Origin of the sequence: Kitasatospora sp. NPDC056138, assembly GCF_042264695.1 — a bacterium.
Classification (GTDB): Bacteria; Actinomycetota; Actinomycetes; order Streptomycetales; family Streptomycetaceae; genus Kitasatospora.
The window spans coordinates 46,700-64,324 of the sequence record NZ_JBHJVK010000051.1 but is presented as its reverse complement, the minus strand read 5'-3'; the positions used below and the strand labels follow the sequence as shown (position 1 = coordinate 64,324).

Annotated in this window: 12 protein-coding genes and 1 riboswitch; of the genes, 11 read left to right on the top strand and 1 reads right to left on the bottom strand. The window is 71.6% G+C overall.

All coding sequences use genetic code 11. From position 1 onward, the window contains the following. Window positions 1-137: 137 nt before the first annotated feature. Entirely contained in the window at window positions 138-1,694 is a 1,557-nt protein-coding gene (locus tag ACFC1R_RS26985; RefSeq protein ID WP_375942845.1) for a carboxylesterase/lipase family protein, read from the bottom strand. A gap of 416 nt (window positions 1,695-2,110) precedes the next feature. Between ACFC1R_RS26985 and ACFC1R_RS26980 the strand changes: the two genes are divergently transcribed. The 11 genes from ACFC1R_RS26980 (at window position 2,111) to ACFC1R_RS26930 (ending at window position 17,551) form a co-directional block, all read left to right on the top strand. Next, window positions 2,111-3,514 (top strand): NAD(P)/FAD-dependent oxidoreductase, encoded by a 1,404-nt coding sequence (locus ACFC1R_RS26980; RefSeq protein ID WP_375942843.1) that lies wholly within the window; start codon window positions 2,111-2,113, stop codon window positions 3,512-3,514. Window positions 3,515-3,673: 159 nt separating this feature from the next. Continuing rightward, window positions 3,674-3,849, top strand: a riboswitch (M-box (ykoK) riboswitch). A 374-nt stretch (window positions 3,850-4,223) separates the two neighbouring features. Continuing rightward, window positions 4,224-5,885: an NRAMP family divalent metal transporter gene (locus ACFC1R_RS26975; protein ID WP_375942841.1), complete on the top strand. Its 1,662-nt coding sequence runs from the start codon at window positions 4,224-4,226 to the stop codon at window positions 5,883-5,885. Window positions 5,886-6,279: 394 nt separating this feature from the next. Continuing rightward, on the top strand, window positions 6,280-7,011 hold the full coding sequence (locus tag ACFC1R_RS26970) for an MgtC/SapB family protein (RefSeq protein ID WP_375942839.1): 732 nt from the start codon (window positions 6,280-6,282) through the stop codon (window positions 7,009-7,011). A gap of 232 nt (window positions 7,012-7,243) precedes the next feature. Then, window positions 7,244-7,837, top strand: a complete 594-nt coding sequence (locus ACFC1R_RS26965; protein WP_375942837.1) for a hypothetical protein — start codon at window positions 7,244-7,246, stop codon at window positions 7,835-7,837. A gap of 365 nt (window positions 7,838-8,202) precedes the next feature. Further along, on the top strand, window positions 8,203-9,054 hold the full coding sequence (locus ACFC1R_RS26960; protein WP_375942835.1) for an SDR family NAD(P)-dependent oxidoreductase: 852 nt from the start codon (window positions 8,203-8,205) through the stop codon (window positions 9,052-9,054). Window positions 9,055-9,699: 645 nt separating this feature from the next. Next, window positions 9,700-9,789: a K(+)-transporting ATPase subunit F gene (gene kdpF / locus ACFC1R_RS26955; RefSeq protein ID WP_045305809.1), complete on the top strand. Its 90-nt coding sequence runs from the start codon at window positions 9,700-9,702 to the stop codon at window positions 9,787-9,789. 1 nt (window position 9,790) lies between these two features. Continuing rightward, entirely contained in the window at window positions 9,791-11,452 is a 1,662-nt protein-coding gene (gene kdpA / locus ACFC1R_RS26950) for a potassium-transporting ATPase subunit KdpA (protein WP_375942833.1), read from the top strand. Then, window positions 11,452-13,563, top strand: a complete 2,112-nt coding sequence (gene kdpB, locus ACFC1R_RS26945; RefSeq protein WP_375942831.1) for a potassium-transporting ATPase subunit KdpB — start codon at window positions 11,452-11,454, stop codon at window positions 13,561-13,563. The genes kdpA and kdpB overlap by 1 nt, the downstream gene beginning before the upstream one ends. A gap of 12 nt (window positions 13,564-13,575) precedes the next feature. Continuing rightward, a complete protein-coding gene (kdpC, locus tag ACFC1R_RS26940; RefSeq protein ID WP_375942830.1) occupies window positions 13,576-14,211 on the top strand; it encodes a potassium-transporting ATPase subunit KdpC in 636 nt (211 codons plus the stop codon). Between the two features lie 134 nt (window positions 14,212-14,345). Continuing rightward, window positions 14,346-16,880 carry an ATP-binding protein gene (locus ACFC1R_RS26935; RefSeq protein WP_375942828.1) on the top strand — a complete coding sequence of 845 codons (2,535 nt, stop codon included), beginning with the start codon at window positions 14,346-14,348 and terminating at the stop codon, window positions 16,878-16,880. After that, window positions 16,877-17,551 (top strand): response regulator, encoded by a 675-nt coding sequence (locus tag ACFC1R_RS26930; RefSeq protein ID WP_375942826.1) that lies wholly within the window; start codon window positions 16,877-16,879, stop codon window positions 17,549-17,551. The genes ACFC1R_RS26935 and ACFC1R_RS26930 overlap by 4 nt, the downstream gene beginning before the upstream one ends. Window positions 17,552-17,625: the final 74 nt, after the last annotated feature.

The window sequence follows — 17,625 nt, the reverse complement described above, 5'->3', positions numbered from 1 at the left end:
GCCCAGGCCCGGCCGTCGCCGCGAACGGTGGGCCGGGGCCGTCGGCTGGCCGGGCGGACGCTGCGCCGCAGTGCGGGAGTCCCGCCACAGAGCGGGAGCCCGGTCAGTGCGGGAGCCCGGTCGGCGTGGGAGTCCGGTCAGTGCAGGAGGTCGAGCGTCTCCATCGGGTGCTCGGCCCAGATCGCGCGGGCGGCCTCGTGCGGGTACGTGACCGCCTGCCGGGTCCCGGTGGGCCCCGGATCCGCGCTGCCCGCGGTGTCGAAGACACGGGTGAGGCGGGCCTCGGGGGTGTAGCGCGGCCAGTCGGTGCTCCCGGTCGCGGCGAAGCCGGTCCAGGTGCGGCGCATCCGGACGCCGAGGGCCTCGGTGGCCGGGGCCGGCGGGTTCGCGTGGAAGGGGTTCGCGACGCCGGTGGTGTAGGTGCCGAAGACCAGGGGGACCTCGCTGCCGTGGCAGGCGCCGAACGCGCCGTCCAGCTCACCTGCGGTGTGCGCGTACTCGAACAGGTGGGCGCTGCCGCCCGCACGTGCCTGGGCCTCGGCGAGCCGGACCGTGGGCATCCGGAACAGCCAGTCCGAGCAGGCGAGTTCGAGGAGCGTGCCGGCGTCGGCGGACGGGTGGGCGGCACGGTAGGCGGCAGGTCCGTCCGCCCCGGGGACGAAGGTGCGCAGCGCGTGCGCGGCCTGCTCCGCGCCGATCCTGCCGAGCAGCCCGCCCGCCACCAGGTAGAGCCGGTACTCGTCGCGGGTGTGGCCGATCAGGAGATCCACCTCGCGTGCCCGGCCGGCGGCGAGGGCCGTCCAGGGGTCCTGCGGCAGCACCTCGCCGTCGACCACCGGCGCGAAGGGCATCGCCGCGTCGGCGACCGCACCCCAGCGGTCGGCGTGCTTGGGCATCCGTGAACCCAACTGACCTGCTGCGACGACGAGTTGCTCCGGTGGCAGGGCTCGCAGGGCGTCGGCGTCGGCCGGGAGCCAGACCAGCGCGGCGAGCTCGCTCGCGATGTCCCGGGCCAGCGCGCTGCTGAAGTACAGCCGGGGGACGCTCTGCAGGACGGCCCGCCGCAACAGCCCCGAAGCGTCGGGCATGGCCAGCAGTGCGGCGATGGACCCGGCGCCCGCCGACTGCCCGAAGGCCGTCACGCGCTGCGGGTCGCCGCCGAAGGCCTCGATGTTCTGCTGCACCCAGCGCAGTGCGGCCAACTGGTCGAGCAGCCCGCGGTTGGCCACGGCTCCGTCGATGTGGGCGAAACCCTCCACCCCCACCCGGTAGTTGAACGAGACGACAACGACCCGGCCCTCCCTGGCGAGCCGTGCCCCGTCGAAGGTCGGCACCGAACTGTCCCCGGCCAGGTAGCCGCCGCCGTGGAACCAGACCATGACCGGCAGCCCGGCGGGACCGGTCTCGGGGGTCCAGACGTTCACGGTCAGCCACTCGTGCTCGGCGGCCGTGCCCGGTTCTCCGCCGGGCAGGTCCGCCCCGAGGAACGGCTGGGGCGCGGCGGGGCCGAAGGCGAACGCCTCGCGCACGCCGTCCCAGGGGAGCGCGGCGGCGGGGGCGGCGAAGCGCAGCGGACCCACCGGCGGCTGGGCGTAGGGGATGCCGCGGAACGAGGCGATCCCCGCCGATCCGACGCCTCGGACGGCGCCCTGGGCGGTGCGGACCACGGGAAATGCGGGCGGGGGAGTGCTCACGGCGGTACCTCGCACGATCGGCGGGTCGGCGGGCGCCGACCCCTCGGCCGCGACCTTAACAGAGAAATGGGGAGAAGTCCCCACTTATGTGTTGATGTACTGTCAAAATACCCGAGGCTGCGCCGGGTCCGTCTCCGGGCTCGGCGGATGCTGGTTAGCGGCCCGGCTCCGGTGGGCAGAATGCACTCGGCCCGATCTCGTACGCCCCCTGCCCGCTCCGCACGCCCCTACTCGCGCCGTCGTGCACCACTTCGCACCGTCGTGCGCTGAACTGCCGTACGCCCCGGGTCACTGGGCATCGCCCCCGGGGTGCTGGACACCGCCCCCGGAGTGCTGGACACCGCTCCTGGGTCACTGGACACCGCGCACGATCCGACGGACACCGAGCCGGCCGAGAGGCCCGGAGAGGGGCCGATATGCCGCAGCCGGTTGGCAGAGCCGCCGTCCTGGGAGGCAGCCTGGCCGGGCTGCTGCATGCCTGGGTCCTCGCCGAGGCGGGCTGGCGGGTGACCCTGGTGGAGCGCGACCGCCGTCCAGCGAAGGCCGAGTTCGCCGGGGGAGTGCCGCAGGCCAGGCAGGCCCACCTGCTCATGCCGGCCGGGCTGAACGCCATCGAGCAGCTGCTGCCCGGAACGACCGCGCTGCTCGCCGGTGAAGGCGCGCAGCACCTCGGGCTGCCCACCGACATCCGCTGGCTCACCCCCGCCGGCTGGCTCGACACCTTCTCGTCCCGGCACAGCATCGTCTGTTTCACCCGGCCGCTGATCGACTGGGCGCTGCGCCACCAGGTGCTGTCGCACCCGGGCGTCGAGACGCGCGACGGTGTCGAAGCCGTCGGGCTGGCCGTCGCCGGGCCCAGGATCGCCGGAGTCCGCTGCCGCGAGCGCGGCAGCGGTGACCGCTCGGAGACCGTGCTGGCCGCCGAGATGGTCGTGGATGCCACGGGCCGCACCTCGCGAACTCCCCACTGGCTGAACGGCCTTGGGTTCGACGTCCCCGAGGAGAGCGTGGTCGACGGTGGGGTCAGCTACGCCACCGGGCTGTTCCGCCGGGCCGAGGAGCTGCCGGCTGGGCGCGCGCTGTACCTCCAGCCCAGCCCGGGGCACAACCCGCGCTTCGGCGTCCTGCTACCGGTGGAGGGGGACCGCTGGATGGTGACGATCGGCGGGATGCGCGGCTTCAGCGCGCCCACCGATCCCGAGGGGTTCCTCGCCTTCGCCCGGGAGCTGCGGGCGCCGGACCTGCACCAGGTGCTCAAGGGCCTCGAACCGGCCGGTCGGATCCACGGCTTCCGTCCGCCGCCCAGCCGTCGGCGGCACTACGAGCGCCTGGCCGGCCTCCCCGAGGGGCTGCTGGTGGTCGGCGACGCCGCCTGCACCTTCAACCCGATGTACGGGCAGGGCATGACGGTGGCGGCCCGGTCCGCGCTCGTGCTGCGCGGCCTGCTCTCGGCCGGCGGGCGCGGAGCCCGTGGGTCGGGGGTGACAACGTCCGCCGCCGACAGGGCGGTTGGACTTCCGGTGCCCACGAGGCGGGTCCAGCGGGCGGTGTTCCGGGTGGCGGAGACGGCCTGGCAGATGGCCTCCTCCGAGGACCTCCGCTACGAGGCCACCGTCGGCGGCCGCCGGGGACCGCTGCTGAGGTTCCAGCACGCCTATCTGGACCGGGTGTTGAGCGCGGCCCGGAGCAGCCGGGTGGCGCAGGCCGCGTTCGTCGACACGCTGTCGCTGACCGCCCCGCCGGCCCGGCTCCTCGCGCCGGGCGTGCTCTGGCAGGCCATGGTGCACGGCGGCGCCCGAGGGCAGCGCGCGGAGCACTGAAGGCGCCGGGCCCGGAAATGGGGAGTGGGGGAACGGGTCGTGCGTACCGGAATTCCGAAGACCGGTACCGAGGTTCCCGCTTCGGCCGGAGGGTCGGTCAAAATTCGGTAAATGTGACTGAGGTGCCCTTTCGGTGGTCTACGCTTGATGAGGTTTGAAAAGGCACCTCGTTCGGTGAGGCGTCTTCACGGACACAGGCCACTGATCCCAACCGTCGAGAGACGCTCCGGATCAGGACAGATCTTCCCGACCTAAGGGTTGATCCCAAGTGGCTTCCGGCTCAAGGGCCGGATCACGCCGTGGAGTGCCAAAGCTCTGACGAGTTGGGGTGAACCGGCCGTTCCGGCCGGTCCGCTCCTTGCCGTGTCGATACGGCGCACGCGTGCGCCCCGGCCGGAAGGAGGCGAGAGACATGGATTCGAGTTGCAGTAGTCCGGGTCATAAACGACCCCACATCCGCATGTCCTCGTTCTCCATTGGCACGCGGTAACAACTCTCTCCACGAGTCTTCCTGACACCTCGTCAGCTCAGTGCGCGGCGCCATGCCGTCATGTCCTCACGACCTCATGTCCTCATGCCTTCATGAGTCGTGTCCGCATGCCCCCGTGGCGTCATGGCGCCATGGGCTGCCGTGCTGTGCCCCCGTGCGGAGAATTGCTGCCGCCTGCCCGAACTCTCCCCCTGAACCGGGGGGTTAGGGAGGTTCGCCATGACCGACATCACCACGATGACCACGCCCGAGATCCCGGCGCCCCGCGCCGCAGTGCTCGACGACGCCCACGTCGGCGACATCAAGGGCGCCCTGGGCACCATCAGCCTCGACGACACCGCTCCGCGCCACGGCCTCTCCGCCAAGCTGAAGACCCTGCTGGCGATCATCGGGCCCGGTCTGATCGTGATGGTGGGCGACAACGACGCCGGTGCCTTCGCCACCTACGGCCAGGCGGGCCAGAACTACGGCACGCACCTGCTGTGGACGCTGCTCCTGCTGATCCCCGTGCTCTACGTCAACCAGGAGATGGTGCTCAGACTGGGGGCCGTCACCGGGGTCGGCCACGCCCGGCTGATCCTGGAGCGCTTCGGCAGGTTCTGGGGCGCGTTCAGCGTGATCGACCTGTTCCTGCTCAACGCGCTCACCCTGGTCACCGAGTTCATCGGGATCACCCTGGCCGCCGGATACCTCGGACTGCCCAAGGCGGCCGCCGTGGTGCTCGCTGCGGCGATCATCATCGCCTCCGCCTTCACCGGCTCCTTCCAGCGCTTCGAGCGGATCGCCATCGCACTCTGCGCCGGATCGCTGCTGCTGGTCCCCATCTACTTTATGGTCCACCCGAAGACCTCGCAGCTGGCGCATGACTTCGTGGTGCCCAACATGCCCGGTGGCGCCGGTGAGTTGTCCACCGTGATGCTGCTCATCATCGGTATCGTCGGGACCACCGTCGCGCCCTGGCAGCTCTTCTTCCAGCAGTCGTACGTCATCGACAAGCGGATCACCCCGCACTTCATGAAGTACGAGAAGGCCGACCTGGTCATCGGGATCGCGGTCGTGGTCGTCGGGGCCGCCGCGATGATGGGCTTCACCGCCGCCGCCTTCGCCGGCACGGGCGGCGTCGGCCAGTTCACCGACGCGGCCGGGGTGGCCAAGGGCCTGGCGGACCACGCGGGCAAGGTCGCCGGCGTGCTGTTCGCCATCGCACTGCTGGACGCCTCGATCATCGGCGCCTTCGCCGTCTCGCTCTCCACCGCCTACGCGATCGGTGACGTGCTCGGCCTCAAGCACTCGCTGCACCGGGGCGTCGGCGGCGCCAAGGGCTTCTACGCCGTGTACGCCGGCCTGGTGGGGCTCGCCGCGACCATCGTGCTGATCCCCGGGTCTCCGCTCGGCCTGCTGACCGAGGGCGTCCAGACCCTGGCCGGTGTGCTGCTGCCCTCGGCCACGGTCTTCCTGCTGCTGCTCTGCAACGACCGTCAGGTGCTCGGCCCCTGGGTCAACGGGCCCAAGACCAACGCGTTCACCTCGGCGGTCGTCGGAGTCCTGGTCACCCTGTCGGTCGTTCTCACCGCCGCCGTCCTCTTCCCGGACATCAGCGCCGACACGATCCTGCAGATCATGGCCGTCTGCGGTGTCCTCGGCGTGCTGGCCGCCGGGTACTCCTTCACCCGTCGGCGCACCGCCGCGAAGGAGGACCGGACCCCGGCCCCCCAGGACCGCACGGCCCGCGACGCGTGGCGGATGCCGCCGGTGGAGACCCTGGCCCGCCCGTCGATGTCCACCGCCCGCAAGATCGGCATGGGTGCACTGCGCTCGTACCTGCTGGTCGCGATGGTGCTGGTGATCGTGAAGATCGTCCAGGTGGCGCTCTCCCAGTGACCCCGGGGTCGGGGGAGGCGGGCCTGTCGCCCGCCCCTCCCCCGACCGCCTCCCGGGCTGCCCCCTTGGCGGCCTCCCCTGGTCACCTCCCCTGGTCGCCTTCCCCGGCGGCCGAAGTGCGCACCGAAGTCCGCTTCGGGTGCACTCGCGCGGCCAGCTGATGGAGGCCGTCCGGGAGCGGCCGGACAACGGCGACAGCCGCACCCTCGACACCCTCCCCAGCCTTCGGCCGGGGGTGCCCCCAGCGCCCGGCTCCGCCGCAAGCCCGGTCCGGGCCACCGCGCCGGCATCGCCACTGCCCGCCGGATCGGGTACAAGTACGACCCGAGTCTGGCGGTCGTGGCGACCTGACGCCCTGTCAACTACGTTCATTCACCGACGAGGAGGTGCCACGATGCACACCCTGACCACGATCGACTTCATTCTCCGGCTGGCCACCGGTGTCGCCTGCGGGGCGCTCATCGGTGTCGAACGCCAGTGGCGTGCCCGGATGGCGGGACTGCGCACCAATGCGCTGGTCGCCGCCGGAGCGACGCTGTTCGTGCTGTACAGCGAGGCCGTCGGCGACGTCGGCAGCCCGACCAGGGTCGCCTCGTACGTCGTCTCCGGTATCGGCTTCCTCGGCGGTGGTGTCATCCTCCGCGACGGTGCGGGCGTACGCGGGCTCAACACGGCCGCCACCCTATGGTGTTCGGCCGCCGTCGGGGTGCTCGCCGCCTCCGGCCGGTACGACCTGGCCGCACTGGGGACGCTGGCCGTGCTGGCCGTGCACCTGGTGCTGCGCCCGGCGGGCCGCCTGATCGACCGGGCCCCGCTCGCGGGTACCGACCCCGACACGACCGTGCGGGCCACCGTCCACCTGGAGTGCGAGCGGCAGTCCGAGACGCATGTCCGCGCCCTGCTGTTGCAGGCCCTCGCGGCCTCGGGCCTGGCGCCGATCGGGCTGCGCGCCCGCCGCGAGCGGGGCGAGGTCACCGGCGTCCGGGCGACGGTGGCGATCACGGGTGATGTCACCGCCGCGCTGGAGCAGGTCGTCTCCCGGCTCTCGCTCGAACCGGCCGTCCGCGACCTGCACTGGCACCTGGAGGACGGCCCCACCGGGCCCGAGGAGGAAGCCCTCGCCTGACCGGCCCGCCTGACCGGCCCGTCCGGCCCCCTCGTCCGGCCCCCTCGTCTGGCCACCTCGCCCGACCACCTGTGCCGGGGCCGGCCATCGTGGCCGACCGCCGGGGCCGGCCTTTGTGGCTGACCGCCCGGGCTGCGGTCCCGGGCCGTCCGGTCCCGGTCACCCGGTGTCGGTGTCGGTGCCGGTGCCGGTGCCCGTGCACCGGTGCGAGACTTGAAGCGGAGGCACTGCGATGAGGCCGTACATCCAGCCCCGCGCCGCACATCCCCGGGCCCCGGCCGACCGCGCCGCGCGCCCCCGGGCCGCGTACCCCCGGGCCCCGGCCGGCCGGGCCGTCCACCCGCGCACGGGTGAGGGACTGGCGGTGCTGGGCGTGCTCACCCTGCTGGTGGTGGAGCTGGTCTTCCTCGGCCTGGCGCCGACCCCCGTCCGGCCGCTGATCGGGGCGGCCCTGGCAGGTGCCGGGGCGGCCGTGTTCGTGGTGGTCGCGGTGGTGCTGCAGCGCCGCAGGTCCGCCGCCCGACGGGACCGCCCCGCCGCACCCCCGCCGCCCCCGGACGGCCGGTGGTACGGCGCCGACGCCCTGACGGGCTTCCCCGCGGAAGAACTGGCCCGCCGCCGGCCGACCACGGCCGACCCCGGGCAGAACTGCCTGCAGACCGCCTGGGTGCTCGCCACCCACGGCCACGACGCCGCCTGGATCGCCCACCACCTCGACATCCCCGCAGACCTGGCCCGGCTCCTCGCCGACACCGCCGCCCGCCGCGCCGTGGCGCCCGACGGCACCGGCCGGGCCTCGCGGAGCCCGGAGAACCCGCAGGGCTGATCCGGCATCAAGGATTCATCAGGGAGGGTGAACCGTCCTTGCCCGGACGATCGGCGGTCCACTTGAATGAGGGCATGACCTGCTCGACACGCCACCACGACCGCCCGCCGCATCCGCGGGCGGGGGCTGTTGTCGCGGTCTTCGTCGCCATCCGGTAGCGCTTCCTCCCCGCGAAGCCACGCTCCGGTAGCGCCGCAGGCGGGCCTCCGGTACTCGTGACCGGGGCTCGCCCGCGTGTCACTCCCGTGCGCGTTCCGGCGCACGCGGAGGTTCAGCACGTACACATCTCGCAATCCCGGCCCCCGCCGCGCAGTTCGGTCGCGCGGCGGCACCCCGGGACGCGCCCGCAACCCCTTGGATGGGTCATGCCCGACGCAGTCCTGTCGTCCCTGCCGTCCCCCGCGGACCGTGTTCTGTCGAACCGGACCGCCCTGGTCACCGGCGCCTCCTCCGGCATCGGGTGGGAGAGTGCCCGCCTGCTCGCCGAGCACGGCGCCACCGTCATCGTGCACGCGAGCACCGCCGCCGAGGGGGAGGAGGCGGTCGAGCGACTGGTCGCCGCCGGCGCCGAACGCTCCCAACTCCTCACCTTTTCAGCCGACTTCACCCGCCTGGCGGCGGTGTCGGTGCTGGCCGCGACGGTCGCCCGCACGGTGCCCGCGCTCGACCTGCTGGTCAACAACGCGGCGGTGATGGCACCGGAGCGCTGCACCCTGACGGACGACGGCAACGAGGTCTCGCTCCAGGTCAACTTCCTTGCCGCGCACCTGCTGACCAGGCACCTGCAGGGCCCGCTGGCGGCGGCCTGGGACGCCCGGGTGGTCAACGTGTCCTCCTCCCTGCACCGTACGGCCGCGATGAACTGGACCGACCCGCACCGGGTCAAGAAGTACTCCCGGGTCGCCGCGTACGCGCAGTCGCAGCTCGCGCTGACCATGGCCACCCGCGACATGGCCCCCGAGGGCACCGGCACCACGGCGGTCAGCCTCAACCCCGGGCTGTGCGACACCGCGCTGCTGCCCCTCTACGGACGGGTGGGCGCGCCGCCGGCCGAGGGTGCGGCGGCGGTGGTCCGCCTCTGCCTGCCGGGGACCGCGCTGGTCAACGGCGCGTACTACGACGGCGGCGAGATCGCGCAGACCGCCCAGGCCGTCCACGAGGAGCGTTCCCGCCGCCGCCTGGCCAAGCTCGCCGACCAGTTGGTCGCCTCGGCCTGACGCCGCGTCATCGGCAGCCACAGCCGCACCCAAGCACGTCGTCACACACCACCACACATCACCGGACTCGAAGGCATCACCAAACCCACGGACACCACCGCACCCACGGACACCGGACCGTCCGCAGACGCCGGGTCAGAGAGCAGACCACGTATGTCCAAGCGCGCCCGCAAGAAGAAGGCCCGCCGCAAGAAGAAGTCCAACCACGGCCGCAAGCCGGCCTGAGCGACCCCGTGCCCACCCGGCGCCGTGTGCCACCGGCGCCGGGTGACGTTCCCCCCCGGGCCCCGGGAGGCCCTCCGTCCCCGCTCTGACCAGCGTGGGAGGAGGGTCTCCCGGGGCCTTTCGGCTGTTGTGGAACGGTCGGGACAAGGCCAGGTCTCGGGTGTGTGAAGCGGTCATCAAGGATGCGTCAATGTTTTCGATCCACCCGTATGGAGGGCGTCAGGGTCGCGCAAACGGCGGTCGGCGGCTGGTTGGCTCCTCATGCCGGCCTCCCGTCGGCGTCGTGAGGGGCTTCCGGGGCGCCTGCGACCACACACCCTGAACCACTTTGGTGGAACCCATGCCCGATCTCATCTACGTCGGCGTCACGGTTGCCGTGTTCGTCGTCCTGGCCCTGATCGCGAAGGGGGTGGAGAAGCTGTGACTGCCGAGAACATCGCAGGTCTCATCGTCGCCGTCGCACTGGTCGGCTACCTCGTCGTGGCGCTGATCTACCCGGAGAAGTTCTGACATGAGTTCTACGCTCGCGGGCTGGTTGCAGGCCATCGCCCTGGTCGGCGCCCTGGCCCTGTGCTACCGCCCGCTTGGCGACTACATCGCCAAGCTCCTGACCACCACCAAGCACCTCAGAGTCGAGCGCGGTCTCTACCGCGCGATCGGCGTGGACGGCGACGCCGACCAGCGCTGGCCGGTCTACCTGCGCTCGGTGCTGGCGTTCTCCGCCGTCTCGCTGCTCTTCCTCTACCTGCTCCAGCGGATCCAGAGCGTGCTCCCGCTGAGCCTGGGCAACAAGGGGGTCGAGCCGCACACGGCCTGGAACACCGCCGTCTCCTTCGTCGCCAACACCAACTGGCAGTCCTACGCCGGTGAGTCCACCATGGGCCACCTGGTGCAGATGGCCGGGCTGGCGGTGCAGAACTTCGTCTCCGCCGCCGTCGGCATCGCCATCGTGGCCGCGCTGATCCGGGGCTTCACCCGCAACCGGACCGACCGCGTCGGCAACTTCTGGGTGGACCTCACCCGGATCTCGCTGCGCCTGCTGCTGCCGTTCTCGATCGTCTTCGCCCTGGTCCTGGTGGCCACCGGCGTGGTGCAGAACTTCCACGGCTTCCACGACATCGCCACCCTCGGCGGCGACACCCAGTCGATCCCGGGCGGCCCGGTGGCCTCCCAGGAGGTCATCAAGCTGCTGGGCACCAACGGCGGCGGCTTCTACAACGCCAACTCCGCCCACCCCTTCGAGAACCCGACCGGCTTCAGCAACCTGCTGGAGATCTTCCTGCTGCTGGTGATCGCCTTCGCGCTGCCGCGCACCTTCGGCAGGATGGTCGGCGACAACCGCCAGGGCTACGCGATCGTCGCGGTGATGGGCCTGTTCTGGGTCGCCTCCGCCGCGCTGATGACGCTCGCCGAGCAGCACCACGGCGGTGCCGCGCTGCAGGCGGCCGGCGGCGCGATGGAGGGCAAGGAGCAGCGCTTCGGCGTCGCGGCCTCCAGCCTCTTCGCGGTCTCCACCACGCTGACCTCCACCGGTGCGGTCGACGCGGCGCACGATTCGCTCACCCCCTTCGGCGGCGGCCTCACGATCTTCAACATGATGCTCGGCGAGATCGCCCCCGGCGGTACCGGATCCGGCCTGTACGGCATGCTGATCCTGGCCGTCGTCGCGGTCTTCGTGGCGGGTCTGATGGTCGGCCGCACGCCCGAGTACCTGGGCAAGAAGCTCGGCGGCCGCGAGATGAAGTTCGCCTCCCTCTACATCCTCACCACACCCACGCTGGTCCTGGTCGGCACCGGTGTCGCGATGGCGCTGCCCGGTGAGCGGGCGGGGATGCTGAACTCCGGTGCGCACGGCTTCTCCGAGGTGCTGTACGCGTTCACCTCGGCCAGCAACAACAACGGTTCGGCGTTCGGCGGTCTGACGGTGAACACCGAGTGGTACGACACCGCGCTGGGCCTGGCCATGCTGTTCGGCCGGTTCCTGCCGATGGTGTTCGTCCTGGCGCTGGCCGGATCGCTCGCCCAGCAGCAGCCCGTTCCCGCCACCCCGGGCACCCTGCCCACCCACAAGCCGCTGTTCGTGGGCCTGCTGTCGGGCGTCGTCCTGATCGTCGTCGGCCTCACCTACTTCCCGGCCCTGGCTCTCGGGCCGATCGCGGAAGGTCTCCACTGATGTCGTCCACTCTTACCCCCACGCCTGTAGAGCAGGCCGAGGCCGCCGCTCCGCACAGAGTCTCCGGTGGCCTGCTCGACCCCAAGCTGATCGTCTCCTCGCTGCCCGACGCGGTGAAGAAGCTCGACCCGCGGGTGATGGTCAAGAACCCGGTCATGTTCGTGGTCGAGGTCGGCTCGGTGGTCACCACCGTGTCGGCGATCGCGAGCCCGAGCGTGTTCGCCTGGGCGATCACGGTGTGGCTCTGGCTGACCACGGTCTTCGCCAACCTGGCCGAGGCCGTCGCCGAGGGCCGCGGCAAGGCGCAGGCCGACACGCTGCGCCGGACCAAGACCGACACCACCGCCCGCCGCCTGACGAACTGGCCCGCCGAGCAGGACGAGGAGGAGGTCTCGGCGACCGCGCTCCAGCTCGGCGACCACGTGGTGGTCGAGGCGGGACAGATCATCCCGGGCGACGGTGACGTCGTCGAGGGAGTGGCCAGCGTCGACGAGTCCGCGATCACCGGTGAGTCCGCGCCGGTGATCCGCGAGTCGGGCGGTGACCGCAGCGCGGTGACCGGCGGCACCAAGGTGCTGTCCGACCGGATCGTGGTCAAGATCTCCTCGGAGCCCGGCAAGACCTTCATCGACCGGATGATCGCCCTGGTCGAGGGCGCCGCCCGGCAGAAGACGCCGAACGAGATCGCGCTGAACATCCTGCTGGCGTCCCTGACGATCGTCTTCCTGATCGCCGTGGTCACCCTGCAGCCGATGGCGACCTTCGCGGGCGCCCCGCAGTCGATGATCGTGCTGGTCGCGCTGATCGTGGCGCTGATCCCGACCACCATCGGCGCGCTGCTCTCCGCGATCGGCATCGCGGGCATGGACCGGCTGGTGCAGCGCAACGTGCTGGCGATGTCCGGCCGCGCGGTCGAGGCCGCCGGTGACGTCAACACCCTGCTGCTGGACAAGACCGGCACCATCACCCTCGGCAACCGCCAGGCCGCCGAGTTCCAGCCGGCCAGCGGCGTGACCGTCGACGAGCTCGCCGACGCGGCCCAGCTCTCCTCCCTCGCGGACGAGACCCCCGAGGGCCGTTCGATCGTGGTCCTGGCCAAGACCGAGTACGGCCTGCGGGCCCGCGCCCAGGGCGAGCTGACGCACGCCACCTGGGTGCCGTTCACCGCGCAGACCCGGATGTCCGGCGTCGACCTCGACGAGGCCGACGGCGTGCACTCGGTCCGCAAGGGCGCGGCCGGTTCGGTCACCAAGTGGGTGACCGACAACGGCGGCAGCGTCGGCGACGACATCACCCAGCTGGTCGACGGCATCTCCGCCGCCGGTGGCACCCCGCTGCTGGTCGCCTCCCGGATCGGCGACAAGGCCCCCCGTGCGCTCGGCGTCATCTACCTCAAGGACGTCGTCAAGGAGGGCATGAAGGAGCGTTTCGACGAGCTCCGCCGGATGGGCATCAAGACCATCATGATCACGGGTGACAATCCGCTGACCGCCAAGGCGATCGCCGAGGAGGCCGGGGTCGACGACTTCCTGGCCGAGGCGACGCCCGAGGACAAGATGGCCCTGATCAAGAAGGAGCAGGAGGGTGGCAAGCTGGTCGCGATGACCGGTGACGGCACCAACGATGCTCCCGCGCTGGCCCAGGCGGACGTCGGCGTCGCGATGAACACCGGGACCATGGCGGCCAAGGAGGCCGGCAACATGGTCGACCTGGACTCCAACCCGACCAAGCTGATCGAGATCGTCGAGATCGGCAAGCAGCTGCTGATCACCCGGGGTGCGCTCACCACCTTCTCGATCGCCAACGACGTCGCCAAGTACTTCGCGATCATCCCGGCGATGTTCGCCAGCGTGTACCCGGGCCTGAAGCACCTGAACATCATGGGTCTGCACAGCCCGACCTCGGCGATCACCTCGGCGATCATCTTCAACGCGCTGGTCATCATCGGTCTGATCCCGCTCGCCCTGCGCGGCGTCAAGTACCGCCCGTCCGACGCCAGTTCGCTGCTCCGCAGGAACATCGGAGTCTACGGTTTCGGCGGTCTGGTCGTACCGTTCATCGGGATCAAGCTGATCGACCTCGTCGTGCAGTTCATCCCCGGCCTGAGCTGAGAGAAGCAGGAAATGTCCAAGCCACTGCCCACCGCCGTGCGCACGCACCTGACCGCGCTGCGGATGCTGCTGGTGATGACCGTGATCCTCGGTCTCGCCTATCCGCTGCTGGTCACCGGGATCAGCCAGGTCGCCTTCGCGAGCAAGGCGAACGGTTCGCTCGTCAGCTCCGGCGGCAAGGAGATCGGCTCCAGCCTGCTCGGCCAGAGCTACAACCTGCCCAAGAAGGACCCGAACGACCCGAACGAGGAGGCCCAGCCGGACCCCAAGTGGTTCCAGCCGCGCCCCTCCGCCGCCGGCACCGGTTACGACGCCAAGAGTTCGAGCGCCAGCAACCTCGGCCCCAACAGCGCCGACCTGCTGAAGGCGGTCGAGGACCGGCGGGCCGCGGTCGCCGCCTTCGACGGCGTCGCCCCGGCCACCGTCCCGGTGGACGCGCTGACCGCCTCCGGCTCCGGGCTTGACCCGGACATCTCGGTGGCCTACGCCCGTGAGCAGGTCGGCCGGGTCGCCAAGGCCCGCAGCCTGTCCGCCGACACCCTCAACCACCTGATCGACACCTACACCGACGGCCGTTCCATCGGGTTCCTGGGCCAGCCCGGCGTCAACGTCGTCCTGCTGAACAAGGCGCTGAGCGAGCAGAAGTGACAATGTCACGGACGACCCAGTGATCCGACCGACCCGGGTACGGGGGCCTGCGCCCCGCACCCGGGTCGGTCGCCCGTGTACCCGCCTGCGTGCCGGCCCCCGCGCACGCCCTCCGCAAGGAAAGAGCAGCGCCCATGTCCCGTGACCTCACCCCCGGCACCCTCACCCGCCGCGGGAAGTTGAGGGTGTACCTCGGTTCGGCACCCGGTGTCGGCAAGACGTACCGGATGCTGGACGAGGCACGCAGACGGCAGGAGCGCGGGGCGGACGTGGTGGTCGGGTACATCGAGTGCCACGGGCGCCGGCACACCGAGAACATGCTGGCGGGCCTGGACATCGTGCCGCGCCTGACCCGCACCTACCGCGAGACCGAGTTCCAGGAGATGGACCTGGAGGCGGTGCTCGTCCGCAGGCCGACCGTGGTCCTGGTGGACGAGCTCGCGCACACCAACATCCCCGGCGGGCGCAACGCCAAGCGCTGGCAGGACATCGACGAACTGCTGGACGCGGGCATCGACGTGATCACCACCGTCAACATCCAGCACCTGGAGTCGCTCAACGACGTGGTCCAGAAGATCACCGGCATCCCGCAGCGGGAGACCGTCCCCGACGAGGTGGTCCGCCGGGCCGACCAGATCGAACTGGTCGACATGGCCCCGCAGGCCCTGCGCCGCCGGATGGCCCACGGCAACGTCTACAAGGCGGAGAAGGTGGACGCCGCGCTCTCCAACTACTTCCGGGTCGGCAACCTGACCGCGCTGCGCGAACTCGCCCTGCTCTGGGTGGCCGGACGCGTCGACGAGGGCCTGCGCGACTACCGGGCCAGCCACAACATCGACCGGGTCTGGGAGACCAGGGAGCGCGTGGTGGTCGCGCTCACCGGCGGACCGGAGGGCGAGACCCTGATCCGCCGCGCCGCCCGGATCGCCGACCGCACCGCCGGCGGCGAACTGCTCGCCGTGCACGTGACCAAGAGCGACGGCCTGGCCGGTGCCTCACCGGGCGCGCTCGCCCAGCAGAGACAGCTGGTGGAGACCCTCGGCGGCAGCTACCACGTGGTGGTCGGCGACGACATCCCCACCGCGCTGCTGGCCTTCGCCCGCGGCCGCGACGCCACCCAGCTGGTCCTCGGCACCAGCAGGCGCGGCCGGATCACCCGCTTCCTCACCGGTCCCGGCATCGGCGAGACCACCGTGGACGCCTCCGAGGACATCGACGTCCACATGGTCACCCACGAGTTCACCGGACGCGGACGGCTGCCCTCGCTCGGCCGCCGGCACTCCCGCAACCGCACCATCGCCGGATACCTCGCCGGCCTGGTGGTGCCCACCCTGCTGACCACCGTGCTCTCCCAGTTCCACACCCAGGTCAACCTGACCACCGACGCACTGATCTTCCAACTCGGCGTCGTGGCCGTGGCGTTGCTCGGCGGTGCGGTCTCCGCCCTGCTGGCCTCGCTGGTCGCCTCGCTGCTGCTCAACTACTTCTTCATCCCGCCCACCCACACCTTCACCATCGGCGAGACCAACAACGTCATCGCCCTGCTGGTCTTCGCCGTGGTCGCCCTCACCGTCTCCACCGTGGTCGACCACGCCGCCAGACTCACCAGCCGGGCCGCCCGCGCCACCGCCGAGGCGGAGACCCTCTCCACCCTGGCCGGCAGCGTGCTGCGCGGCGCCGACGCGGTGCCCGCCCTGCTGGAGAAGTCCCGGACGGCCTTCGCGATGGCCACCGTCGCCCTGCTCGACCGCTCCAACGGCGAGGTGCTGGCTCGCAGCGACGCCGGGGCCGAAGGGGCCTCGGGGGAGGCGGTCACCGAGATCGCGGTCGGCGCGGACGCCGTGATGATACTGACCGGCCGCCGGCTCCCGGCCGCCGACCAGCGGGTGCTCACCGCCTTCGCCGCCCACGTCGCCGCCGCGCTGGAGCGCGACCGGCTCGCCAGCGTCGCCGCCGAGGTCGAACCGATCAAGGCCGCCGACCGGATGCGCACCGCCCTGCTCGCCGCCGTCAGCCACGACCTGCGCACCCCGCTCGCCGCCGCCCTCGCCTCGATCGGTTCGCTGCGCAGCCCCGACGTCGAGTTCTCCCCGGAGGACGAGGCCGAACTCCTCACCATGGCAGACGAGTCGCTGGTCAAACTCACCCGGCTGGTGGACAACCTGCTCGACATGAGCCGCCTCCAGGCGGGGGCCCTCATCCTCCACCTGGCGCCCACCCACCTCGAAGAGGTGCTGCCCCGGGCGCTCGACTCGCTCGCCGACCCGGACGCCCCCGTCCAGCCGCTCGACCTCGACACCGCACCGCCCGTGCTGGCCGACCCGCCGCTGCTGGAGCGCGTGCTGGCCAACGTCATCACCAACGCCCTGCGCCACAACGCCCCCGGCGCACCCGTCCTGGTCGCCGCCAGCAGCCACCAGAACCGGGTGGAGATCCGGGTCATCGACCGTGGCCCCGGTATCGCCCCCGAGGACCGCGACCGGGTGTTCCTCCCGTTCCAGCGCCTCGGCGACACCGACAACACCACCGGCGTCGGCCTCGGCCTCGCCCTCTCCCGCGGCCTCGCCGAGGCGATGGGCGGCACCCTGGAGGTCGAGGACACCCCCGGTGGCGGAACCACCATGCTGCTCACCCTGCCCGCCGCCGGAACGGGAGAACCCACCCCATGAACCACATCCTGGTCGTGGACGACGAACCCCAGCTGCTGCGCGCCCTGCGGATCAACCTGCACGCCCGCGACTACGCCGTCCTCACGGCCGCGACCGGCGCCGAGGCGCTGGAGTCCGCCGGACGCCTGATCCCGGACGCCGTCCTGCTCGACCTCGGCCTGCCCGATCTGGACGGCATGGACATCATCCGCGGCCTGCGCGCCTGGAGCGCCATGCCGATCATCGTGCTGTCCGGCCGGAGCACCACGGTCGACAAGGTCAGCGCGCTCGACGCGGGCGCCGACGACTACCTCACCAAACCCTTCGTCATGGACGAGCTCTTCGCCCGGCTGCGCGCGGTGCTGCGCCGCCCCGGCAGCGAGGAGGCCGCGACCACGGTCACGGTCGGGAACCACGTCGTCGACTTACCGGCCACCACCGTGACCGGCCCCGACGGACCGGTCCGGCTCACCCCCACCGAATGGAAGATCCTCACCCTGCTGCTCGCCACCCCCGGCCGCCTGGTCCCCGGTCGGCAGATCCTCCGCGAGGTCTGGGGCCCCGAGGCCGAGGAACACGGGAACTACCTCCGGGTCTACCTCGCGGGACTGCGCCGCAAGCTGGAACCCGACCCGGCCCGGCCCCGCCACCTGATCACCGAACCGGGCATCGGCTACCGCTTCGAACCCTGACGGCTGCTGCCCGGCCCGGGCACGGCCTTCGCCGGGGCGACCGTCAACGAGGCGTCAAGATCGGTCGCCGGGGC